Annotated in this window: 2 protein-coding genes and 2 pseudogenes; 3 read left to right on the forward strand and 1 reads right to left on the reverse strand. The window is 67.1% G+C overall.

The genetic code is table 11. The annotated features are described in order from the left end of the window. Window positions 1-2202: 2202 nt before the first annotated feature. The 3 genes and pseudogenes from ACH4YL_RS39455 to ACH4YL_RS39465 all read left to right on the forward strand — a co-directional run. Window positions 2203-2544 (forward strand): annotated as a pseudogene (locus ACH4YL_RS39455) (helix-turn-helix domain-containing protein); the annotation flags it as partial. 888 nt (window positions 2545-3432) lie between these two features. Further along, the gene (locus tag ACH4YL_RS39460) at window positions 3433-22254 is read left to right on the forward strand and encodes a nucleic acid/nucleotide deaminase domain-containing protein (protein WP_398512362.1); all 18822 of its coding nucleotides are present in this window, start codon (window positions 3433-3435) and stop codon (window positions 22252-22254) included. Between the two features lie 1330 nt (window positions 22255-23584). Continuing rightward, window positions 23585-23802 (forward strand): annotated as a pseudogene (locus ACH4YL_RS39465) (transposase); the annotation flags it as partial. Window positions 23803-23824: 22 nt separating this feature from the next. Here ACH4YL_RS39465 and ACH4YL_RS39470 read toward each other — a convergent pair. Beyond that, window positions 23825-24586: a DeoR/GlpR family DNA-binding transcription regulator gene (locus tag ACH4YL_RS39470; protein WP_398512361.1), complete on the reverse strand. Its 762-nt coding sequence runs from the start codon at window positions 24584-24586 to the stop codon at window positions 23825-23827. Window positions 24587-26005 lie beyond the last annotated feature (1419 nt).

Consider the following 26005-nt stretch of genomic DNA (forward strand, 5'->3'; position numbering starts at 1 on the left):
GACTGGAAGGTCAGTCCGTATACATTCCTCGGTGCGGGTGTGTCGAGTGCTACTGAGGTGGGTCTGGGTTACGCGGCCGTCTCGGGCAGTTCCAAGCTGAACGGTCTGGTTTTCGGGCAGCGAGAGGTGAACCACAGCGACGTCAGTGCTGTCCCCAACACCCCAGGATCTGACCGGGCTGCCGGACCCGTGACGGCGGGGGCTGTTTCCGGGCGTGAGGCCCCGGTGCGGCCGGAGTCGGGCAGTGGTGTGCCGCTCTCCGGTGGTCGGGGATCTGTTGCGGTCACCGGTCCGGACAGGGCCCAGGGGCCGGCGGCTGATTTCTCCGGTGAAAGGCCGTCATCCGCCGGCGAGAGCCGGGCCCCGGAGGGGGTCCGGCCGGTGACGGCGGGACCGGCGAGTGGGCCGGTGCAGACCAGTTCTGCGGGGCTGGATCCCCGGCTGCAGCATGCGGCGGACCGTCAGCTGTCCCCGCCCGGCAGCGAACAGCGCCTGTCCGGCTCCCTGCCCGATGTCCAGGATCAGGACTCCTCCGCCGAAACACCGTATCCCGGCCGGGACACCACCACCCAAACCACCTCCCATACCGGCACCGGCACCAAGGCCGAGGCAGGTTGGGGAGAGCGGCAGCGAGAGCCGGACGAGGCGCACAGGCCCCCCACCTTCAGTAGTCCGGACACCCCCGGTACAGGGCATCCACCGCCCCAGACCAGCACCAGCACCAGCACCAGCACCAGCACCAGCACCACCACCGGCACCAGTCAGGATGTTGGGCGTGACGTTGGGCGGGATGCGTTGGGCGCGTCGCCGCCGGAGCGCAGGCTCACCGCACACGCCGGCGCGACGGACGAAGCCGCCTCCCCCGCCCGCGACCGGCAGCAGGAACAGCCGCAGGGGCAGGGGCAGGTGCCGGTTCCTGCCTCTGCACCAGTCCCGCCTCCTGCTGGGCCATCCGACCCTGCTCCGCTCCAGCCGCATCCCGCTCCCCAGGGCCCCACCCCGCAGACGGAGCCCGGACAGAGACCGGCGCAGGGCCAGGGGCAGGGGCTGCGGCAGGATACGGTCGGCCCGTCCCAGACACCCGTCCAGCCCGCCACCCAGTCCGGGGCAGAGCGACACCAGCCCCCCGACACCTCGCGCCCTCAACCACCACACCCTGCCCCTGCCGAGCCCGAACGCACGGATTCCGCCCACACCTCCGCATCCGCCTCCGGCACGGCAGGGCCTGCCGGCCTGCCCTCACCACGCGCCGAACAGGTCATGGCACAGCTCACGGGCTCGATTCCCCCCGCCACCCGTACCCACACCGGTTCCCCCCAGCCCTACACCGATACCGGCACCGTCCCTGTCACCACACCCACAGCCCCCCCACGCACACCCACCGAATCCACCACCCCCAACACTCGCATCACGACCGCCAGCGGTGAGCCCACACCCGGCCACCACCAGCATGACCAGCGTGTGCTGTCTCAAGCGCCGGCCGGGGCTGTGGCCCAACCGCCGAAACGCAGCACGAAAGACACAGGTCCCGCGCAGGACACGGCTCCCTCCACCATGGGCGTGCCCGGCCGGGATCGTGTGGCACGCCCCTGGGCCACCGCACCCGGGCAGGCCGCGCCCCCGCCGTTGACCGAGCAGGACCGCACGACACTGGCAGTGTTCGACGGACAGGGCAACCCGCCAGAACGGGCACTGAACTGGGCCATGGGTCAGATCAACAAGGACCATGTGGGCTTGTTGACCATAGCGCCGGAGCCAGGCTCGGCCCAAGCCCGACTGCGCGACCTGCTCAACCAGCTGACCCGCCTCGTCGCCCACACCTACCTCACCCAAGGCAAGAAGGCGGCAAGAAACCTGTCCCGTCAACTCGCCGAACAATACGGAACGGCGCGTCCACCGGAATCGGTTTACCGGCTCGGCGGCATGAACCCCTACAACTATCCTGCGTCAGGCCCCTCACCGTTCGGCTTCCCTACCTCCAGCTCATCCGGTCCAGGTCCCAGCAACCGGCCACCCTCCCGCCCCGCATCGACCACGGGCGACCCCAACACCAGCTGGAACACCCCATGGGACCGGTACATCAACTGGCCCGAAAAGCCGCCGTCGAGGCCGGGCAGTACTGGTCCCACAACACCGCCGTACTCGTCTGCTCCCTTCCCGGGCTTCGCCCCCCGGTGGGATACCCGAACAAGCCCTGGGGCGATGACGCCGCTTCATCAACCACTGCCCATCCGGCCCACCTCAGCGGCCTCGAACCCTCAACCATTCCCGGGATTCCACACAGCACCATCCCCACCACCGGCAACCCCAGGCCCCTCAAGGACGCACCAGCAATCGTCCTTCACAAATCCTCCCGGCCCGACGGCCTCAGCCCCGCAAGGCACGCTGCCCGACCTGCCATCGCAGGAGCGGCGGAAAGCAGTGACCCAGGCCGATGTAGCGGCCAAGGCCAGAGTCTCCCTGGACACGGTCAAGCGTGTACTCAGAGACGACCCCAGGCCCAGTGACGTGACCAGGGACCACGTGTGGAGCGTGGTGCGAGAGCTGGGCTACAGCTCGCTGGAGAGATATCCCGACGAGGAGGTTATTGAGGCGCTCCGTGCGTGGCGCATCGCGGCCCCCCCCTGGAAGTCTTTGTCGACCAAGCAGAAGTGGGAACTCCCCAACGGCAGAATCATACCTATCGGAAATATTGCCTATAACCTTAAGAAAGGGGAAAGGCGGAACGTCACGCCCGCGTTGCGGGCTGCGATTCTGGATGCGGGTGGAGAGATTCACTCCAGTGTGAAGGTCACATCGAGGGAACCTCAGACGGCGAGCGCACCGGGAATACCGCCAAGTGATCCCTTCACCCTCCCCAGCGCATCCAACCCTCCGGCCTCGTGGGCAAGCGCCACCAGTAGGGATCCCTTCTCTATGCCCCGGGGATCCAACAGAGCACCATCCCCATCACCTGCAACCACAGCCCCCCAAGGCGCGCTGTCCGGCCTGCCGTTCTTCACTTCAGCTACTGCAGGCCCGCCAGCCGGACCCCGCTTCCCGTCACCAGTGCCGGCGGGAGCTTCGATGGCGTCTGGCGGCGGGTATGGCAGCTCAACCGGGTTTTGGCCGACGTCGCAAGGTGGGCTGTCCGGCCTGCCGTTCTTCGCTTCAGCTACTGCAGGCCCGTCGTACGTCGGGCCGCAACCGTCAGTGGGATCGTCGGCGGGGTTTGGCGGCGGGTTCAGCAGCTCGACCGCATTTTTCCGGACGTCCCCAAGCGCGCAGTCCGGCGTGCCGCCCCGGCCGTCTTCGGCAGCGGGTGGGCTGTGGGATGTGGGTTCGCGGTCTCGCAGAACTTCGTTCGCAGGTTTTCCCGGCCCGGCTGTCCCCGCCTCAACCCCACAGGGCGGGGCGGCCGCTGCTGTGGCCGCGCCGTCGCAGGGGCCTGGCGTGAAGGTGCTTTCGGCGGAGCATCGGCTGCTTGCGAACGACGCGCGTAAGCAGTTGGGGAAGCTGTCCCCGGCGCGGTACGAGGATGCGCAGAAGTGGGCAGCAGGGAAGATCAGTGTGGATCACCAGGTGCCGGTAGTGATGGGAGAGCCGAACAACGAGGTTGTTGCCGCTGGGAAAGCGCTTGTGGATCAGTTCATCGTGATTGTGGCGTACGTGTATGCCAGAGACGGTGACAAGAAGGCGGCCAGCGTGTCGCAGCGTCTGGCCATGCAGTACGGGACGCAGCGGACGACAGGGCTGGTAGGAAGAGGGCGACCGGGGCAGTGGCACCCGATGTCCGGGCGGGGTCGCCCCCATCCGGGTGGGCAGGGAGTTCCCACTCGTCCGATCCTGATCGATAACGGCGAACACGGGCTGTCGCTCCACGAGGAAGAGACCGACCCTTCCCACACTGACACCCACCCGCGCATCATGGCCACCAGCAGCGAGCCCACACCCGACCCCCACCAGCATGACCAGCGCGTGCCGTCTCAAACACCGGCCGGGGCTGTCCCCGTAGAAGCCGGCGAAGGCCTGGCCAGCCAGATTTTCCACATCCTGGCAGCGGCCCCTTCGGGCGACAGCCCGGGTAGCGGTAGGGCCCCACAACACGAGCTGATCGAGGACGAGCCGGTCGACCGGGAATTGGCGCGGGAGGACTATGCCCGGGTGTCCGCGTCCGCGGAACGGACCCTGCACGCGGAGCGTTCCGCCGTGGGTCCACGCGACGTGGCGTCCGCCAGCGGTGTCGCGGAGCAGAAGACGCAAAAGCGCCCGGAGACGACGGCCTCGCGGCCGAGGGAAGGGGAAGCACGACTGGCAGGCTCCGGCATCGACGCCACCCGGCTTGACCAGCCACCCCGCTACGGCCGCCTCGAAATCAAGGAGGATGAGGCTGCGCAGCCGGCGGCTGATGAGACACGAGGCGAGCAGGACACAGAAGGCGGTGGGAGGCCATCTGTCGGCTCCGGCTCGACCGTGGTCGACGTGGCATCCCCCGCGGCCGGTGCCTTCGACCCGAACCGCTCCACCGCGCCTCCCGCAAACCGCCGGCCTCCTCACCCAGGCCCGCAGCGGGCGGGGACGGTCGAGGACCCTGTGCTTCATGTGGATCGTCGGATCCGTTTTCGCGACGCGTCGCTGGTCTATGAGCGGAATCTGGGGACGTACCTGGCCAGCCGGCCCGAGGCGAACGAGTTGGCCGGCCGGATCCTGGCGGCCGTGTGGGAGAAGGCCGACACCGCGCAGCGGGCGCTGATGGGCACGAACGAGCCGTGGTCCGCCGGCGCGGTCGGCACCGACCTGGCCGAGCTGCAGCGGGTGGTCGACTCCGGCAACCTGCGCGAACGCATGAACATGCTCTACTGGGCGGACGGCAACCGCGTCCTGAGCGCATTCGCCGGCAAACCGAAGTGGCCCGCGCAGATGAAAGCCGAATGGGCGGTGCAACGCAGCAGGACGCGCACGCCCGAGGAACTGACGGACCTGTCCGCCGACGAGGTCGTGCCCCCGCTCAGCGACACCGAACGTGCGCTCTCCGTCCAGGACGGCCGGCTGCTGTGGTGGCCCGGCTCGAAAACCCGCGAGATCCAGCTGTTCAACCCCACCCACCACAACGCGGACGCCACCGGCGGACTGGTGTTCGCCGGAACCTCCAAAACCACGTACTTCCTGTTCTATGCGGTCCACAGCTTGCAGATCCCGGTCAACTGGCAGGAAATGCGGCTGCTGATGATGGCCACCATGCTCCAGGTCAGGCACCACACCTACCACGAGATCATGACGGCAGCCGACCTCTTCGGACAGCACTACCTGCACAGCGACGCACTCCACTACCAGGACGACTGGGGCCGCCACCGCAACCTGCCACCGCTGACCGAAAACGAACTGCGCACCCACGTCGCCACAGACGGCAGATTCCCCGACGAACACGCCCTCGGCGTCGGCCCAGAACAAACCCTCAACGACCCGCACCCCGACACCGCGAGCCCTTCTTCCCCGGTCCGTCCATTCGCCACCCCGCCCCAGGACACCGAAGCCATCTCCCCGCCCCAGGACAGAGTTCCGCAAGCACCGAGCTCTATCCCCACGTCCAAGAGCGATGGCCGGAGTTCCGGTCTGCAAGAGCCGACACCAGCCCCCTCGGGCACAGGCATCGGTGAGACAGTCCCGTCGCACTTTGACGTTTCCCCCGCTGTGCGATCGGGCGGCGTCAACGTCGCTGCCGCCATGTCGGAGTCGGAGAGCGCCATTGCCAATATGGCCCACGATGGAAGTATCAGGTGGCTTAGCAACAACTACTCCTACTCCGACCTGACGGCGACCGACCGTGAAAGAGTGGCTCTTCCTCGCTACTGGGTATCATCTTCGCCTAGTCGAAACAACGCCCACGGGATGCCAGGTAGGCTGTCTCGGACATCATCCCGGCAGGTCGCGCCAGGCAGCACGGATTTGTCCAGAGCCACGCAGATCGCGCGCCATGCGGATCGAAATTACGGCGCCAATTTTGGTAAGTTCAAGAGTGACAACTATGCAGCCGCCAGAATCACGAGCGAGGACGACGCAGATGACTTCATCCTGGTGACACGTAGTAACTGGATGCGGCATTCGGAGCGGATGATTGGTATTCCGTTCTTGCGCAAGGGGGACGGGGGGAGAATACGTGAGCTCTACACGGAGCGGGAACCGTGCTCGGACTGCAGTTCGTGGTTGGCAGAAAGGCTTCCCCATGTACAGGTGAGCCACGGTTTCGAATACGGGGACACGCGCGATTCGAAAATTCGCGGAAATGCCGCCATGCAGAGCTACCTCGAACAGGTGAAGCTGAGTGGGGACGGGCCCGCTCATCGCGCTGCGGGGCGCGCCTCTTCTACGTCTGGGATTGCGGGACAACAGCGGCTGACCTCGGCACTGTCGGATTTCAGCAGCGCAGCACCGTCGTACGGCGATCGGCCCTTCTTCACGGCAGATGCTCACCCGCGCACGCTGCCGGCCGCCGCCGGCTCCCGTTTGGACGTGGGCCGCATCACGCTACCGGAGTGGGGACACTCGAGTACGTGGCGCCCGAACCCGGGGCGGAGCAATGTCCTGAGCGGTCAGTGCCCGGACACCGTGAGCTTTTCTTCCCCGGTTCGTTCAATCGCCACCCCGCCCCAGGACACCGAAGCCATCTCCCCGCAGCGCGAGGGGCAGCATCTGGTGGCACCACCGCGCCTCGAGGTGCCGGGGGATGCGGGGCTGCGCATCGCCGCGAGTATCCGACCATGGGGTGGCCTGGACGGAGGGCGGAAGAACGCGCCGCAGAGCGGCCAGTCGGCCTGGGCCGGCGCGCGTCGTTTGACTTCGGACCGAGTGAGTGACCATCCCTCCGCCAGTGCCGCGCCAGCGGTGCCGTCACCGTTTTTCCCGTCCGGCGAGCAGACAAACGAGCTCTCCAGGAACGAACTACTCAGGCTGCGTGGCGGCGACGGCGGGAGCCGGTGGTTGCCGCGACTGCCCGGCCGGCTGCGAGTCGAGCGGAAGGGCACGCCGGCGAGTGGCGATGGGGCCCCGGCCGGCGCGCGGCGAGTTCGTTTCGCCCTTGATCCGGTGGCGAGTGTTTCCACCGCCCGGATCGAGCGCATCGGCCGGAAGCTCCAGGACCTGGAGAATGAGCGCACCCGTCTGCGTCGCGTTCACGGCCTCCCCGACCCGAGCGTGCCCGGCGAATCGTCGCAGGGATATCCCACCGTTCCGGTGCCCCTGCCGGACACGCCCCGGCCGGACGCGCTCCTGGTGCCGACGCCGGACGCGACCCCCACGGACACGCCCCGCCCTCGCCCGCTGGGCGCAGACGAGCAACTGTCTTGGGTGAAGCATGTCGTCGAGAGCGAAGTGCAAGGCTACGGAGAGGGCGAGCGGGCCGTGGCGCCCGGCAGCGCGGTGGAGCGAGGTGAGCCATCGGCTCGGGCGCGGCGGGTGCGCGAGGTGCGTGACCGGGCGCTGGCGTACCTGCGAGACCTGCAGCGCGAGGTCGTGTTCGCGCCTCGCGGTGACGAAGGTGCCCCGGCACGGTCTGTGGAAGACCGTCGTCTGACCCTTCCGGTCACGTACTTGGAAGCCGACAGGCCCGCCTTCCTGGACCTCGAGTACACCGATCCGTCGTTCGAGGAGGGTGCCAATGATGTCTTCGAGGACGGCAGCAGCCTGGGACAGGACGTCACCTCGATCACCAGCACGGTGGTCACTCTGCGGGCGCCCAAGGACGTGGTGCGCACCATTGTTGATGTGCTGAGCCCTCAAGAGTCTGACAAGGAGAGGGTGTCCGAAGACGTGCTCAGCCTCCTGGCTGATCGTCACTACCCCCTTCGCGCTCGGTTGGAATCCGGTCCCCGGCGCTCGGCTGACGACACAACGGTGGAGGAAGGCAAGCCCCCCAGTCTGCTCGGTGGCGGTGTATTTCTGCCCTTCCGGGGCACGGAAGGCCGCAATCTGGTGGCACGGATCAGGGGTCGCAATACGGGCTCCTACAGTCGCTATGCCGATGCGTATGTCGCAGCGCCCGAGGTGGTCCACCGTAACTCCGAGCGCAGCGAGAAGGCGTGGAAGCAGGCTTCGAACCGCACGTTCGGCCTCAGTACGACTGCCTGGCCAGGTGTGGGGTCGTCCGCGATGGTGTCGGTGGCGGTGGCCGGCAGCTACAACCAGACGAGTCACCTCACCGCGCACAGCCACACATCCCGGGAGAACCGGACGGTACGGACCGCGAACAACTCCTCGACCTACGTCAACGACATGGCCTACGACGTCGAGGTGTATGAGCAGCAGGGCGACGGCACATTGCGTGTCGTGGAGGGACGTGGCAAGCGGTTCGTCGTGCGGAATGGGTTCCGTTGGCGTGTGTCTGACGGTCTGACCAGCAAGCGGGAAGGCCCGGCTGGTCTGCCGCAGGAGATCCGGATCCCGTCGGACGCACCGCTGTCGCAGATCACGGCTGAGGAGTTCGCCCCCTCTCCCGAATTGATCGGCTGGGCGCTGAAGACGGCGCACCGGCATGGGGGAGTCACCCTGGGCACGCCCGCGGCCGAGGACATCTTCAGGTCGTTCCGCCGGGACACGATGGCCGACCGGGTGCTCAGGTCGATGCGGGGCGAGGTACGGACCCCCGACCTCCAAGACGAGCGCGGGAACGTCGTGGGGCATTTCAGCTACCGCGTCGTCGTGGATCACGACAAGACCGCAGTTCTGGAAAGGCCTGTCGACCGCGCCAAGATCATCGTCAACAAGAACACTGAATCCGCTGTTTCCCGTAGCCGGGAGGTGAACAAGAGCGGGAGCGCGACGGTCAGCGCGGGGCCGGTGGAGAGCTTCGCCAGGTTCTACGCACGGTTTGCCGTCACGACCCAGATCAGCACGGCACGCTCCGATCCGACATCCGTCACGGACAGTGGGACGGTCCGGTTCGCAGTGGAGAGCCAGGGACTCCAAGGGCGGTACCGTTCGGAGCATTTCCGGGTGCAGGTCACCTTCCACCCCGGATACGGAAACACCGGACTGAGGCCTCCGCCGCACCTGAAGGACGCGCGCGCGGAGTTGACGAAAGAGTTTCCCGCTCAGGTCTTGCTGCGCCTGCCTGCGCCGGTGGCCCGGGAGTGGGGCGGCTGGGACTCGGGCACCGGACTACGGCAATGGGACGACTCGGCAGTGGCGGAAACACCTGCGCAGCCTGCGGACCTGCCGCCCGCCGGTCCTGACCCGCCGCCCGAACTCGCCGGTTCCATCATGCAGATCATGCCGTATCACAGCGGCCACTTCGAAGGGGCAAAGATCATGAGCCCCTCTGTCCCCAAGCGGAAGCCCCCACGGCGCAAGGGACTGCCCTGGACGCTGCCGCGTGCGCAGTCAGCCGTCACGGTCGCGTCGGCACAGGACGGCAAAGCGCCCGAAAGGCGACGGATCGCGCAGCGTACTCGGTCATCCCCCATGCTGAAGGCCCCCGCCGCCACCACACATTCCGGTCCGCAGACGGACAGCCCCACCCTTGAGCTGCTGACTCTGGAGCCGGGCGCATCGACACCCTCCGACGAGAGTCCTGCACACTTGGACGAGCTGCCCCTGGCTGACCAGATGACGAACAGCATCCTGCACGCGATGAGCGAACATTCGCACATGCGGCCGTTCATCAAGCCCGCCCCGTCGGCCTATCGGCGCCTCGCCGGCCGGGCATCGCATCAGGCCTCCCGTGCCATGCGCGGGGCCGGGCGGAAAATGCGCGATGCGTACCGAACGGGCGGGGGGGGACGCCGGACCGTCCGGCAACCGAGTACCTTGCGCTACCGGAACCCCGGTGCCCAGGCCCGGAACGCCCTGTGGAACAAGAACCAGCGACTGGCCACGGACTTCTCCCCGCTCCGCCTGGACACGCGGCTGCGGCTGCTGTTCAATCCGCAAACGGACGAGTACACCGTGGTGCTCACCCGCGAGGGACACGGCCGCAGACACGAGCTCACCCTGACCGTGGAAGGGGGGCAGTGGGAGAAGCCGCGGTGGATGGGCCTGAGGCCGGACCTGAGCATCGACGGCCAGCTCTCCGGGGCAACGGGCACGTCCCAGAGCTCGCGCGTCACGCAAGGCTGGCAAGCGGGCCCGGGGTTGGAAGGCGGACTGAAATACGGAGGACCGAAGAACCGGATCCTGGCCGGTCTTGTCGCCGTCCACGGTCACAGCACGGTCCGCGGCACCGCGTCCGGCCTCGAAGCCGGACGCGGACATGGCGTATACACCTCACGCGCGCACGTGTTCGAGACGACCGGAACCATCAGGGTGAAGGCCCACTACGGGGTCAGGCCGCGAACGTTGCTCCGTTTGACCACCGGCAACTGGTTCCGGCAAGCGCCCCGCCCGATGGCTCTGAGCGGAGGAAAGGACGGAGCGCTCGTCCTAAAGGTCAAGGCGCAAATCCTCCATCCGGACGCCCTGATGCCCGACCGCCTGCGACAGATGCGTCGTGACCCGGGCCAGGACACACAGCCCGTGCCGCCGGACCGGCTGCCGGACCCGCTCCCGCTCCCGCTCCCGCTCAGCGGTGACCAGGCGCTCGCCCTGCTGGCGACTGCCCGGGAGGGCGGCCCCTCGCCGGCCGAGACGGTGCAGCACAACCACCTACGCGTCTCACACGCGAAGCCTGTGGCCGACCTCGTCCGTAGCGTGCTCGCCGAACTCTCTCCCGGTGAGACCGCATGGGCTTTCCGCACCCCCGGCACCCAGGAGTATCAGACCGTTGAAGTCTTCGCCGCCAACGGAGGGTTGGAAGGACATCTGGACGCCATGCTCCGCGGCGGTTGGAGCCTGGACAAGCTGTTCGTCCAGGGGCGCATGTTCCGGCATGAGGCAGAGATACGTGTTCACGCGCTGTCCCAGGGCCATCGAGCCCGGGACGTTGCGGACACGGGCAGTGTGGGGACACACATGGTCTCGAGCACCCTGTCCGCCGGCTCGGGCAGCGGCAAAGTCCGATATACGGCCGTTCAGGCTCAGGTCAGGGGCGCTGATACTCATGCCACGCTAGGGCACCGCTCGGTCGGTATGTACTGGGGGGCCTTCTGGCGGTTGTACAGCCGTGTCCGCACTCGGGAGAGCCTGAAGACCCTCAGCGCCGCACGGGTCGCCACAGAGGAACGGGCCGGGCGCATGGTGAGAGCCGGCTACGAGAGCACCACCTACGTCGCCGTCGGGCAGGCGCGGTCCCGGCTCGTGGGAGCGCCCGCGCGTACCGCCGCCGCCGGCGTGACGGTGTTCGGGCAGCGAGACGAAGCCCTGGACTGGGACGAGGCGCGGCGGCTGGGCCTGATCGACAACGGCTTGGAAGAACTGGTGGAGACCGGACCCCTGCGTCCCCTGCTCCCCAGACCCGCTCACATCGCCGTGCAGGGAGTGATCGACGTCGGACCCGCGGTCCGCACTTTCCAGAAAAAGCTGCATGAGCGGTGGCCCGACCTGATACTGCCTGAGTCCGGCGTTGGTGACCTCGGTGGCCTTCGCGGCGCGCTGAACGGTCTCCTCGCACCGGACGCCGTGCTCGGTTACTACGACCAGCTGGCCGTAGAAGAGGGCGTCACGCTACGGCACTTCCGTAACACGCTGGTGGGCTCCCGTGCCGGCGAGGTACAGGTGCGGCTGATCCGCGGCGCAGCCACATACCGGCGCACGCGGCACGGCATAGACCTGGAGGAGAAGCGGTCGCTCACCGAGACGTCGCGGGAACTGTCCGCGAACGAACGAGGCCAGGGCTGGGGCCTCTCGGCAGTCAGTATGCCGCCCGTCGCGCACGACAATGACCAGAGCGGCTCTCAAGAGGGCTACAGGATCAGCGCGGTAGCCGCCGGCCTGGAAGGGATGATCACCCTTCCCACCAGCGCCGCCAGGACGGCCACTGACGAGAGAACCCGTAGCCATGTCATCGTCAGTACAGGGCGCCACGCGGAACTGGAAGTACCGCTCGCCCTCGAGCTGAGCTACCGCCGCTCCGGTGGCAAGATCGTGACAGTCAGGGAAGAGGTCGGCACGGTCGTCGAACTGCACGCGATGCCTCTGCTCGTGCCGGACAGCGCCAGCCCTCTGCAGGACGCTCCGCAGGCCGAGCAGGTGGACTTCGCAGCGGAGGCATCCGCGCCGGAACCGACATCTCACGCGTCGAATGAGTACGTATCCGTCATCCCGGCGGTCCCGGACGAACCGTGGCTCGCGGAGGCGGACAACGAGATCCTCACCATGCTCCGCAACCCGGACGTCGCGGTCCTGGACATGCCCGCCGCGGACTTGGCGCGGCATGCGGTGCAAGTGCTTGACCACGCTGCGGGCGCGGCACATCGGCACGAGGTCATGAACGGGAGCAAGGATCTTGTCAAGCCTCTGCCGATACGGTCGGACGCCCCCGTTCCGGTCAACGTGGCGGAGTCCAAGCGCCGTTGGGGAAAGTCCGCCCCATCACCGGCCTCCAAAGCGGACGTCGGCCTCACCAGCCTCACGAGACCGGGAACGGCCCCACTCCAGCAGCTCGAGGTGCAGCTCAGCAACTGGATGCTGCGGTCCAAGGTCGGCGACGCCCTGGGAGAGGAAGGCTACCGGCCGCCGACTCTCCCAGACGGCTCGGCTGTCGGCTCGATGGCCGGCGACCTCACGGTGCGCTTCCGCCCCACGCCGGGCCTGCGCCCCAGGATGCTCGATGTGGTCGATGGAGTGAAGGTGCAGCACAGCACCAGTGCCGGTGGCGGCGTCCAGCACCAGGACAACCCGCCAGGCGTTGAATCCACTTTCCTCACTCCCCTGAACCCCGTGATCGCTTCGCAACAAGCTGCGATCGGAGCCCTCACCCCCGGCGATCGGATGCCACTGAGCCAGAGCGCCGAGATCGGTCGCGCGGACGGGGGAGCGACGAACGCGGCTCAGGTGGGCGTCAGGCTGGTGACGGAGCGCATGGTCGTGTATGAGATTCCGATCGACCAGAGGGTGGAGGCGCGCGTCACCAAGAGCCGGCTCAAGCGGTTCACGGATGCCCTGACCCACGCTCTCCGGGGCCTTACTAGAGGCTCCGTGCGCCGTCCGCGCCAGGCAACCCAGGCGGTGGCGAGGTCATCCGCGGACCGCGCGCGGTTCGCCGCCTCCATTACCTCGAAGAACCGACTGGTCGTCCTCGTACCGGAGCGGCTCGCTCGCGCCCACGGCCTCCTCGGTACTGACCGGTTCCCGGAGGCGGTCACAGCTGCCTACGACCGGGTCAAGGAGCTGGACACGAAGATCCGGGAGGCGTGGGACACCTACCAATCGGTCGTCATCGCCGTTGAGCGTGACTACGAAGAGCTGTATGAGATCCTCCGCGAGCCGGATGCCCAGCGGCGCAAGGAGCGTTACGACAAGGTCGCGCCGCGGCTGGTCGACCATGAGATCGAGCGGGCCCGCCGACGGGATGCGCACGACCGGCTGACCGACGAGTACCGCAAGGCCAGGCTCGACGCGCGGGAGCAACTGGAGTGGTATCAGCGGGACGACGCGGGCCGCGGCGACTCCCGCCCGCCGGTCGCCTACGAGCCCGACCACGGGACGGACCCTGCCGGATACCCGCTGGCCGCGCCTGATGACGCGGCCACGCGCACGGCGGACCGCGGGCCTGCGCCATATGACGACGAGCAAATCCGGGAGTTGGCCGCCGAAGCCGAGTCTCCAGGCGGCATTTGGCCGGGTGCCGTCCCGCCCCGGCACCTGGCGCTGAGGGAGGCGATAAAGGCGCACGCCATCGCAGAAGCCCTGCGCGTCAAGCAGCACGAGCTGAGCGAAGCCCAGGATGCCGGAGACGGGGACATGGCCCAACTGCACCGCGCCGAGGCCGCGTACCTTGAGCGGGCCCGCACCCAGGCGACCGAGGCGCGGGACCGCATGACGAGGGCGATCCAGCAGGGCATGTCCGAGCTCGACGACGTACCCGCCGGGCATCTGAACAAGGGGCGAGTAATTGACGTGCGCCCCGGCGAAGTCGAGGCCCTCCGCGCCGAGGTGCGGCATCAACGCCGAGCCCTGCGCAGTGCGGAAGAGGCCGCGCAGCAGCAGCCCGTGCACGCGGCCCTCGCCCTGCTGCCTTCACGCGCCGCTCACGCTTCGCATGCCAAGAGGGCCGAGCGCCTCACGACCAAGCGTCTTGAAGCCGCATCCGAAGCGCTCGCCGAACGGTCTGCGCACGTCCAACGGCTCCAGGAACAATTGCGCCGGGCCAAGGTCCAGCAGGCCGTGGCCGACTTCACGCGCGCACACGAGCCGGCACTGGCACCGTCGGCGTTTCCCCCCACGGCGCTCGCCACGGACCGGCCCGAAGCCGAGCGCCGCGCCCTGGAAGAGCGGGAACTGCTGAACAAACCCGTGGTGTTCGAAGCCGGCCGGGACACCGTAGAGGGCCCGGTCACTCACTACACCGACCTCGAAGGCACGGTCTACGACGTCCTCGATCCGCACCATGCCGAGCACCCGGAGGCGACCAGGGGCGAGGGCCTGCCCCTCGCGCTGTACGCCGCCCAACGCGCCGCGCTCCGGCCCAAAGAGGACCCTCGTGCGCATATCTCGGCGCAGACCGCCCGCAACGTGCGCGCCGCTCTGGCCCGACAACTGCGGAAAGACGGGGAAGAGCAGGCAGCCTGGCTGCGGTCCGCGTTCACCGAGGGCGGCACCTGGCTCCAACCCGAGCCGGGCCGGGACGTGTTCACCGAGGACGATCTCGAGGCCGCCGGGCTCGACGACCTGGAGCCGCAACACGAGGCCGAATTCACGCAGGACGGGACCCTGCATTCCGAAGTGCCGCTTCGGCACGTCGCCCGTATCGAACTCCTGGCCCGCCAGCTCGAACGCAGCGGCTCGGCAGGGTTCCCGGACGCGGACAGGGCGGGCTACGACAACGCCGCAACCGACTACATCCCGCTCCTGTTCGCCCGGGCGTACGGAGTGGAAGCCCACGTCGTGCTCCCAGGCCAGGGTGTCCTGGTGTTCCATCCAGACAGCCCTGCCCCGCGACGCCGCTCTGACCTGCTCCGCGTGCACGTGCTGCTGGATGAGGACACGTTCACGGCGTTGATCCCACGACCGCGGACGGCGCAGGACACGTCGGGGGCGTCAGCACCGTCACCGCCGTCCCGGCAGCAGGCCGCCTTGGCTGCGAATACGGAATCTCAGCAACCACAGCTCACGGCGGCAGTGCGTGAGACCTCGGTTGCCGATGCCGCTTTCTGGACACTGACATCAGGTGACGTGCCCCCCAGCCCTGCACAGTCAGAGGACTACGAGACCGCCAGCGAGGGAGCGGACTCGCTGGACCCGGCGTCGGAGCAGGCGAACGGCGTCCTGGCTGTGGCTGAGGGGCGGCTGCGTGTAGCAGTGCCGCGTCTGGAGGAGCCGGGCTTTGAGCCGCCAGGCGGGGCCGAGGTGGGTTCTGGTCCACATCCGGGTGCCAGTCGCGGATTGGTTTGGTTGCAGCAGCGATCCCCGCGTGAGTCGGCCGATCTGCGTCGGACATCCAGGATGGCAGCAGCTCCTCTCGACCCACCTGCCCGAGCCCCACAGGGCTGGCCCTCCTACACGGCCTCGTTCGCTGATCTCTTTAGCTCAGTCACCCCGGGCTCATCGGAGGGGCCGTACTTCTCGTCCCATTCGTCAGGGGAGCCGACGTCAACGGGCCCCGGCGACAGGGATGGTGGCTCGATCGAGCGGCCTCGGGCGCCCTCCGTCACTGTGAATCCCTCCAGCTCCCCAGCTCAGGCCCCCCGCGACGGCGATGCGAGCAGCCTGGGCAGGAGCGGCGGAGGTGAGCTTCGACCGCTGCGGGGCGGGACCAGATGGCCGAGCTGGAGGCGACTGACCCGCCGTCGTGGCCGTGAAGAAGTCACACCGCAGGGTGGGGCTGTGACAGGTGGGGCGCCGCGGGAGGATGCGTCCCAGACGTGGCGGGCAGGTCGTGGGCCGCATCGCGTGGGCGCCGCTCGGGGTGAGGGCTGGGGTGGTGACGAGGCTGATCGTGGTGTGGGGCCGTCGTTCCGCCGTACGGGATCGGTGGAGCTGCCGGCGTATCAGCAGGCGTCTGACAGCCGTTCCTTCCAGCTTGCGAAGGCGTGGTTGGGGGTGAATGAACCGTCCGCGGAAGTGGTGAGGAACGCTGGCCTGCTGGATGAGCTCGTATGGAGGCTCTACGGTGGCGGCCTGGGTGTCCTGGAAGGTGTGGACCGCCTCGCCGCGGATGTCTTCGGGCCCACGGTCGAAAAGGCGCCGGAGATGTTTCGTGTGGTGATGCTGCGGCTGGCCGCGCAGGCTCAGGGGGCCGACGCTGTGCGCCGCGCAGATGTGGTCGGGCGGCTGCGGGAGCTGGTCGTTGAGTGGGCACGTGAGATTACGGGCGCCTCGGGCTGGTTTGGTGCGATCGGGCAGTATCGGGATGTCGGCCAAGCGCTGGGTGGAGTGGCGGAGACGATCGTGCTCGCCCGGTCGATGGGGATCCACCCGGACGAGCTGGACTTCTGGTCGCTGCGCGCCGTGCACACTCTGCTCGGCGCCAGCCGTGAGCTGCCCGACACCAGGGGCCTTCGCATCAGGGAATTGGCCAGCCGAGTTCTGTCGCTGCGCCGGCCCGCTCCGGAAGCCGCCCCGCGGCTACAGCCCTCTCCGGAGTCGCTGCGGGAGTTGTTCACTGTTCTCGGCGGCTACGAGCAGTTCCGGGCTGAGTCGAAGACAGAGGCCCATACGATCACGTCTAATGATCTGATTCTCTTCCACGCTGTGGTGATTGCCGCGCGACAGCATGGCCTTGCTGTTGTTCAGCGGCCCCACGATGTCGCTCCGACTGGGTCTCGCTTCGTGAAGGTCGATGACGGCTTGGTCGCGCCCGACCTGGCGAACGCGCCAGCTCGGTCCGGTGTCGGAGTGGGGTCGTCGCAGACCGTGCCGTCATCGAGCGGGATCGGTTGGGGACAAGACGGTGGGGCCGGTGAGTGCCGTCCAGGCCGACGGCAGCGTTTGTCGCTGGAGGAGGGCCAGTTGCCGAGTCGTGCGCAGTTGGACGAGTTTGCCACGGGGTTGCTGTGCGAGGGTGGCCTCTTCGCGGGTGAGGACAGTGAGCTGGCACCGGTGCTGGCTTTGACGAACTATCTGAGAACGCGGGACGAGGCGGGCCAGCAGACAGGCCGTGACGTCTGGGCTGACCGTCTCGACCTTGGTGCGTTCCTCCCTCCGGGTGAGGCAGGGAACCCGGCGTGGGAGCCGGGGGACGTGTTCTTGCGGGACATCGGTGAAGGGGGGCCTCTCTGGGGGGCGCAGATGGTTCCGCCTTACGCGGCACGGGATCTGGCATCCGGTGAGGGTACGGCAGCGGGGCCGGTGCTGCGGTACGCGCTTGCCGCGGGGCCTCGTACCGGTTCGGGCCCTGCGGACCGAGCGCAGGCGTGGGACGGGACGCGACAACGCACCTCCATGACTGCCGCGATGGAGGTCCTGCACCGCGGTCTGGGACCTGTGAAGCTGCACGCGCTGGTGGACTACATCGGTCCTGAGGCCGCTGGTGCTGTGGAGACGGCTGTCACCAGGCTCCGGGCGCACTTCAGGCTTCTGTCGTACCTCGGCGCTCCTGACCGGTCGCAGTGGCAGCCTTCGGCCGCGGACGAGCCGCCGACCGATGAACACCTGACCACAGCCGTGAATCGGGTGTACGAGTTGTGTCAGAAGCGTGGCATTAGCGCTGCCGCCGACTTGCTGCGGAACGTGCAACTGGAGGTGGCGCCTCGCGTCGTCAAGGAGCTGACGGCCGACGGCTTGGGCGGTCCGGAGGCGGAAATCGACCGTGCCGTACGGACGGGACTGATCCACCTACTGGGGTGGCCGAGATCGGACGCGCCGTTGATGCGAGAACACCTGCAGCCCGAGGGTTTCTTGGACGAGGTGCATCGGTGGGCGGCCGGCCTGGTGGGCCGGCCGGGGGAGGGCCCGGGTGTGGAGACCACACGCGTGGCCGCCTTGCAAGCTCATGCGCTGTCGCAGTTGCGGCTGCCGCTGTCCACCGCAAACCTGCGTTCTGTCGGCGAGCTGGACGATTTCCTGCGCCGGCGGGGCGCGGTCGAGCTGTCCCGTCGGCTCGGCAGGGCAGACAGCGTGGAGTCGCTCAAGGAGGTGGCGGACGGCATAGTTCAAGCGGTCGGCGAGTCGAGTGATCCTTATTTCGGCATACTTGGAGTCACTTTCAAAGCCCACACCGACTCTCCAGCGTATCATCAGTACTGCCTGACCGCCGTCGCGGCGAGCATCCGACTGGCCCGTGAGGTGTGGGGCAATCGCCACCCCAGTTTCGTGATGCTCAAACGCATCAACCAGATCAGTACCCGCATCCGCCGCGTCATGCAGCTGCCTCCACGCGACCCCGTCACACCGGACAGGGCGCAGAAGTGGCTTGCCTCGTACGACATGATGAGGGTCGTCGCCGAGTGGCTACACCTCCCAGACCCGGATCAGTGGACGCCGGATTACAAGAGTGCGGTGCTCCATCTGGCGAGGCTGGCCCGCCGAGAGGCCGGCGTGCCTTCGGGCGGAATGGATCCGTTGACCGACCTGCCTTGCATCGAGGCCTTCGCCAGGAAGCTACTCGGCAGGGAAGCCATAGATCGGCGGCCGGAGACGATCCCTCGGTTCCTGCTGATTGCCGTCCACGAGGCCGAGATCATCGGTACGCAAGACAGCGAAGGTGAGCTGCAAGGAAGCCACGTTGAGCAGGCACTTGTGGACAGAGGGCGGGACATCACGCGGGGACGCCCGACCTTTGGGGTGAGCGGTAGACCGGTGGACGACAGGGTCGGTGTCTGGCAGACATCGGATCTCATGTATGACCTCCTCGACGATGGACCGACACCTCCCCAGTGGCTCAACGCCGTGGATCTGATCGCCTCACTGAGTCGGGAGGAGCCGGGACTACCCCCACTTGAACAGAATCACGTCGTCAGCAGCAGGCGGATCTACGAAGCATTGAGACTTCATGGCCTTCCTCACGTAGAGCGACACCACTTTCGTAAACTTCTCGAGCTCGTCGACTTTTACGCAGACCTTGATCTCAGGGCGGAGAACGGAGCTCCGCCACTTGATCTCGCACGGCTGAGTGCGCTCTACGAAGTCGTGAAGGCGGCCGTTGCGGCCGACGGGGCTGACCTTGTGGTGAGCGTGGACAGCGACCGTGCGCAGTCTTTCGCAATCGGCTTTCTGCGGAGCCGGGAGATAGCCGTGCCTCTTGGTGAGTCTGCGGTGCTGACGCTGCTCGACCACCTGCTGGTGCAAGTGCCGCAGCAGCAGTGGGCAACTGAGCTCGTTGCTCCCGCTTCCGGACCCGCGGGGGCGCAGGCACAGTCCGCTGGCCATGTGACAGGCATCGAGCCATCGGCGTCCGCGAGGGGTCCCGCCGCTTCCAGCACCGACGTCCGGGGGCAGCTGAACGCGATCTTGCGCAGTCCCGAGGCGGCTGGACAACTTGGAACGGTCATGACGGCACAACAGCTCGACGCGTTGGCGGCGGAGGTCGGAATTGGCGACCCTAACGGGGCGGCAAGCCAAAGTGAGTTGGCAGAGCGCCTGTCCCTGATGCACGAGGTAGCCCTGGCTGTGATGCCGCGAGAAGAAGTCTCGATGGACACCCTGCGCAGCCTCCGTCACCTGAGCGATCTGGCTGACAAGCCGTTGAACGACGCGGATGCTGCGACCTGGCTGGAGCAAGTCGAAGTCGAAGATTACGTCTGGTCGGTCTTCAGACGTGGTGTTGGAGTGCCGTTGGTGTCCATGTGGTATCAGACGCACCGTGATATGCGGCCGTTGGTGCGGCAGCTGCTGGATGTGATCCACCACCTGGAACTCTTGCGCCATACAACGCTATTTCATTGCGAACCGATATCCACGCAAATGCTGGTCGACCTGCTGAACAGCACCTATCGAAGTCTATCGAGGCAGCCTGCGCTCATCAGTGTGACCAGTGCCCTGGCTCCGCTCGGGCGATATATACGGGCGCTGCGGCGCGAGGCGAGTGTCGTCGCTCGCGGCTTGGGGGTGCCGGACACCGTTGCGAACCTGGGACTGATCCTGGACATTTGGATGTTCGTCCTGGTCCACCGCAGTTCCGCCCTCGAGCTGTCCCCCGAAACGCTCCGAGCCGTGGCGGCCAGGACACTTCTTGGTGATGCCTCCGCCGACCCCGGCGGCGGCACGTTCGGGGTGACAGGACGCGGCGCACACGACCTGGAGACGATGCTGGCCGGCGTCGGGTTGACGATCCGTCTGGCCTTCGAGATCGACTCGGCCTTCGCTCACCTCGATGACGAGCAGCGTGCGGACAGGCTGCACTCGGTGAACATGCGGGCTGGAGAAGTCCGTCTCGCAACAGGGCTAGGCCCAGGAGAGCTGGTCAGCGCTGCAACCTACAGCCGCGGCGTGAAGCCGTTTACCGCAGTCTCGAACGATGCTCTTGGGCAGGTAGGGCCGTACTTCACAGTCGTGCCGTCAACAGGTGATGGGCGACCTCGGCGACCCTCGACTGCGGCCCCTGCCCCGGCCCCACAGCGCCGGACGCCGCGGGCTCCTGCATCGGATGCGACCGACGATGTAGCCCCCGCGGTGGACTACAGGCTGGTCCACAAGACCGACCTCCGCAACGGCATCGTGGTGGAAAGCAGCCCCACAGAGCTGCTGTGGCGGTTTTCCAACCGCCCACCAGAGGAGATCTTCCAGAGCGGTTTCCACCCCCACCCCGACACGCTGGACGTGGAAGACGTTAAGACCCTGGAAGACTGGGTGAACGCCTATGCGAAGATACCAACGGCACCGTTCATCTCGACGACCCGCGCGGACCAGGGGCACTATTTCAGTGATGCGCGGTCCTACCGCTACACGGTCAACCCGTCCCTGCTTGACGATCCCCGCGGCATCGACGTCTACGCCACTCTCCTGCGCAACAATCCGCTCTACCTGCTCAGCGAAATGATTGCCTCCCCGCCCGATGACGAGATCAAACAGCGAATATCTCTGACTGGTGCCGTAAAATTCTTTCACCGTTACAGGCTCAAGCGCCTCAACAACCCCGCCAAATGGGTCTCCTACGCCAACAATACCCTCCCCGAATTCGGCGCAAAATTGGCCACCTTCGACACTACTGCTGTCGAATTGTTCGCGTTCGCCAAGACTCGCACCGAATCGGTCGCCGAATTGCGCAAGTACTACTCCCCGGCCCCGCAGCTGGCCAGAAGAGAGCGCGAGGTGGCCTTCACCGCGAGTATCAGCCCGAAGGCTGTCATCAGCGTCTACGACATGGAAAACGACCGGACGGGATGGTGGAACGGCGCGGCTCGGCGGGTGCAATGGGATAGGTCTGCCGATGGCTGGGCACGGTTGCCTGATGGCTGGCAGGCTTCTCGTGCCGGACAGTTCGACGAGCAGAACGACGGAGAGCGGCGCGGGGTAGGGCCAGCTCTGACGGGGGAGCCGTGGAATTCGGGTCGGGTGCGTACCGACCGTTGGATCCCCTTTGGCCGTCGGCGCGGTTCGGCGGCCGACGCGGCTCGGCGGCCGACGTCGTCGGTCCCCCCGCCGCCCGCCTTCGGGTTCATCACCGGTGAGGACGGCAGGCCGCGTGTCATCCGGCCTGACGGCTCGGGGGAGCGGACCGAGGTCAGCTACACGTGGGCCTGGTACCGCGGCACCACCCCCCTCGACGACACAGTCCAGATCACCCGCCGCATCCACCTCATCCCCCACGACACCACCACCCCCGACCAGTCCGACGAGCTTCGCGACAGTCTCCTCCGAGCCGTCGACGACCTGGTCAACAAGCAGCACTACCGGCTGCCCGCCCTCCAGCCAGACCAGATCACCGGCCCTCATCTGCCCGGCCCTCTTCTCCACCTCACCATCGAGTTCACCGACACCCCCGACAGCGCCGACACCATCGTCCGCCTCCACCCTGGCCTGCCCACCTCTGATCAGCCGATGCGGCAGGACACCTGGTACACCGGCGTCCACGCCGCCGCCTACGTCCATGAACTTCTCCACGGCCTGGGTATCCGCGACGACCAACCTGACTCCCGCGCCCTCCTCCTGCCCGGCGGACACGCACCCCACCCCGTTCCGAAGGGCCGAGCCAGCCTGATGGGCCCTCTCCGCAACGTCACGGGCCTCACCCTCACCCCCGATCACCTGAAACAAATCGCCGACACCCTAAGGCCCCACTTCCACCACTCCCCACACCGCACCACCTAGACCAACAGCGGATCCCCCGGAGTCGTGAGAAGTGTCACCGCGTCGCAGAATTTCCCGGTGGCGGGCTCCGCCGAGACATCAGAGTTGCTCGAGTAGGTCGTCGGAGTGCATTTGACAGTGACCTCGGCGCGGTGCGCGCGGCCTACCTCCAGCACGGGGCCGGAGGTCCTCGACGCTGCCCTCTTCACCACCGATCCCACCTAGCGTGGGACAGGTCGGAGCGGCCGCGGACTCCTTCAGCACCCAGTGGCTCGACTCGCTGCCGGCCAGGGACGGTGCGTGAGCTGATGACGGCCTTCGCCGACGCCGTGGGAAGACCCTGTGTGGAGCAGGAACTTACGACCCTGCGGTCCGCTCGTTGACCAGTGTTCTCCAGCGGGTCCCGTCCGCACCCGACCCCGGGCATGACGGCCAGGGGTCAGCCGTCGGCATGCCACCTGGCCGCCCGGCTCGGTCTGGTTGTGATCCGGCTGCAGGTGCGTCGGGTTCTCCGCTGGGCGCCGAACCTGGCCGAACGGGCCTTCGTCGCCCCGGCGCCGAGCCGCCGCTGGGTCGCGGACCTCACCGCTTGCATCGTGCACCGGTCGTCGATGCCCGTTTGTCGTGGACACCAACGTCCTGGGTGCCTGGTCCATCACAGCGACGCGGGCGTCCACGTCACTCAAGCTCACCACCCACCTCCTGGCCGAGGGCAGCGCCGCAACCACCGGGCGGCCGACGATGCCTACGCCCCTCCTCGTCCGCGATCGACCTGTTCAAGTCCGATTCGATCAAGCCTCAGCGGCACCCTGAAAGATCCTGTCCGAGGTCGAGTTGGCCTTCGCCGAATGGTTCGCCCGGTGAAACCAACGCCGACTGCAGAGCGAGTTCGGGCACGTGCCGCCCGCGGCAGACGACGCTCCCACGTCCGCTTCCGACCTTGGGCGGCGGAAGGGCCGCCGGGAAGTGTTGCGAGGGTCCACGGCCATCACTTCCCGCCCGGCACTCTCAGCCTTAGCGTTCAGGATCGCGAGGAACACCCCCCCCCATCCGGCGTCAGCGATCGAACAGTTGAGACCCGCCTTCGAGGCGGCCTGGTAGGGTAGAAATGCGCCCGGCGTCTCGGAGTTCGGCTTCGGCGCGGGGGCCTTGCTCATGCTGCGGATCTTAAGGTCTTCGTGGGCGATGAAGTCGTGCCCGCGCACCAGGCCTTGAGCGGTCTTGTGTGCGTGGTCGAGCCGTTGGAGCCGCACGTTGCCGTCAGTTCCCGTGTGCTCTCGGCCGGAGTGTTCAACCGAGCGCATGGCGTGGACGGCTGTTGAGATCAGTCGTGACCGGGCGCTGCCGAGGGAAGGTCGGCGACGGCCGGGCTGACTACCCCCACGAACACCGCTGGCACGGGGCGAACTTACGGGTGGTGACGGATCCAACTGGGCGTCTATTGTGGCTCTTGCCTGCACTACTCGGCCGAGTCCACGACCTGACCGGGGTCTGCACACTCCGGATCATCCGGATCTGCGAACGCCAGGGTGTCCCACTCTCGCCGACCGCGCCTACATGGGAGCAGGATGTCCTCAGTCGCGCGTGGGTTTCACACCCGGAGCACTTGTGGGCATTCGAGGGAATACCGATGAGCCTCCGCTGGCCGCAGCCGCGTATCGGTCACGATCGCCTCGAAATCCGACACACCGGCGAACCGGCAGAAACTGACCGCCCCGAACTTCGTGTGCACTCCGGCGAAAACCCGGCGTCTCGCCACTCGCATCACCTGTGACTTGACTTCGCTGACCGCAGGATCGGGCGTTGTGAGGCCGTGGCTGCGGGAGATACCGTTGGCGCCGATATACGCCAGGTCGATCACGAAGCCGGACAGCATGCGCGTGGTCCAGTGGTCGACGGTGGCCATCGTGGTGCCGCGGACCCGGCCGCCCAGCAGTAGGACGGTGGTCGCTTCCCTTGCCGCCAACTCTCTGGCCACGCCGAGAGAAGGCGTTACTACGGTCAGCGGTCGGTGCTGCGGCAGCGCCTCTGCGATGAGCTGCGGGGTGAACCCCTCGTCGACGAAGACGGTCTCCGCGTTGCCGAGCAGTGCGGCGGCGGCCGCGGCGATGCGGGACTTCTCGGGGACGTGGTTGGCGGCCCGGAAAGCCAGGTCGGTTTCGAAACCGGCACTTTCCACGGGATAGGCGCCTCCGTGCGTGCGCCGCATCAGTCCCTGCTCTTCCAGGACAGTCAGATCCCGGCGGATCGTCTCCTTCGAGATTCCAAAATCTGCAGCGAGTTTGGAGACGGCGACGGACCCTGCATCTCGGGCCAGCTCGAGTATTCCCCTGCGGCGCTCCTCCGCACTCAAAGCGCACTTCCTCCTTGTAAATTCGGGCAGAAACAACCGCTCGGGCTTGCCACTCAGCCTCTACGAGGCGCAATGCCTGAAGCGTGACCGTCTCGCCTGCCTCGTAAATGAGAGCCTCTGCTGGTCAGGAGGCGCTTGAGCGCGAAGCGCGCAGGTCGGATTTGGCTGTGACAATAACGGTTTCTCGCTCCCTAGTACGTGGCGAATGGCATGCCGATGTGGATAGTACAGGGGGGTCGACTGAACTTTTGGACAGAGTTCGAGGTACAGATGGACCTCTATTCAGGTGCAGCAAGGGTTCGGGTGCGACCCGACCGGCGCACCCGAGCACCTTGGATGCCGTCGCCGGAGGGCTCAGCAGTCGCCCACGCAAGACGTGGCACCCTCGCGGACGGCCTCGGAGCCCACAGCCAAGTGCATCGACGTTGCGCCAAGTTGCATGCCTTGCAGTCGGCGCCGAGGGGATCGCGTCCGGCCGTGCGCCAATGCGCACGTCCGTCGCACGTCGCCGGCCCGATCTGCGCCTCGCATCCCAGCCTCCCTGTGCCGCCGAGTGGTTTGGTGGCGAGTGGCTGCGCCCGATCGTCAGAGGAATCCGAGCGCGGTGTCGGGGTGGCAGTGCGGGTTTTGAGATCGGTGAAGGTACTCGCGGGCATTTTGGAGTGTAAGGACGAGTAGCAACAGCGGATGCCTGTCACTGGTGTTTACGGTCCGGGGTCTCCCAGGTGACCATGGTGTTACGAATGTATGTCTGCATCTGGTGCAGGGGGTGCTCAGCTTATGGGGCCGAAAATGGCGGTGAGTTCGAAGGGGACTTGTGCCGGGCAGGCGCATCGCAATCGACGGGCGTCGCGTGAACGTGTTCACCCCCGGGAAAACAGTGAGGTGGTCCCGGATCTCTTCCCCCTTGACGACGTGACCGAGTCGGCGTCGAGGACGATGGTGCTATCCGCTGCGATTGCCGACCGCATCGGTCTGGTGCGGACCCGTCGCGGATCCAGGGCGCATTGCGAGGGGCGGACGTGATCGCTGGTGATGTGCAGCCGATGTACAAGGTATTCGTCGATGGTGTGTCTGCTGCTCGGGGCAGGACTGGTGAGGGTGATTCCTTTGCCAGGGAGACTGGGCCGTTGGTGGCCAGGCAGGGCGAGGCGTCGGGTGCGACGGTGGGGGCTGTTGCTGAAGCGATCGCTGCTGCGGTGGACGGTACGGCAAGCAAAGTGGAGAGCGTCCGGTCCCGGCACGGCGAAAGAGGGTTGTCATCGGGCGGGAAGCGCGTAGGGCTGTCGACGCCGGTGGGCGTTGAGTGGTGAGGCGTTGAGTTCGGGTGGCTATTGAGGCGACGGAGTGGCAGCAGGTTCTGTCTCTCTGTCTCATAGGTGAGCGGTTTGTTGAGGCGAATGAGGATGAGGGGTATGC

It is taken from the genome of Streptomyces sp. NPDC020681 (assembly GCF_044334895.1).
GTDB lineage: Bacteria > Actinomycetota > Actinomycetes > Streptomycetales > Streptomycetaceae > Streptomyces.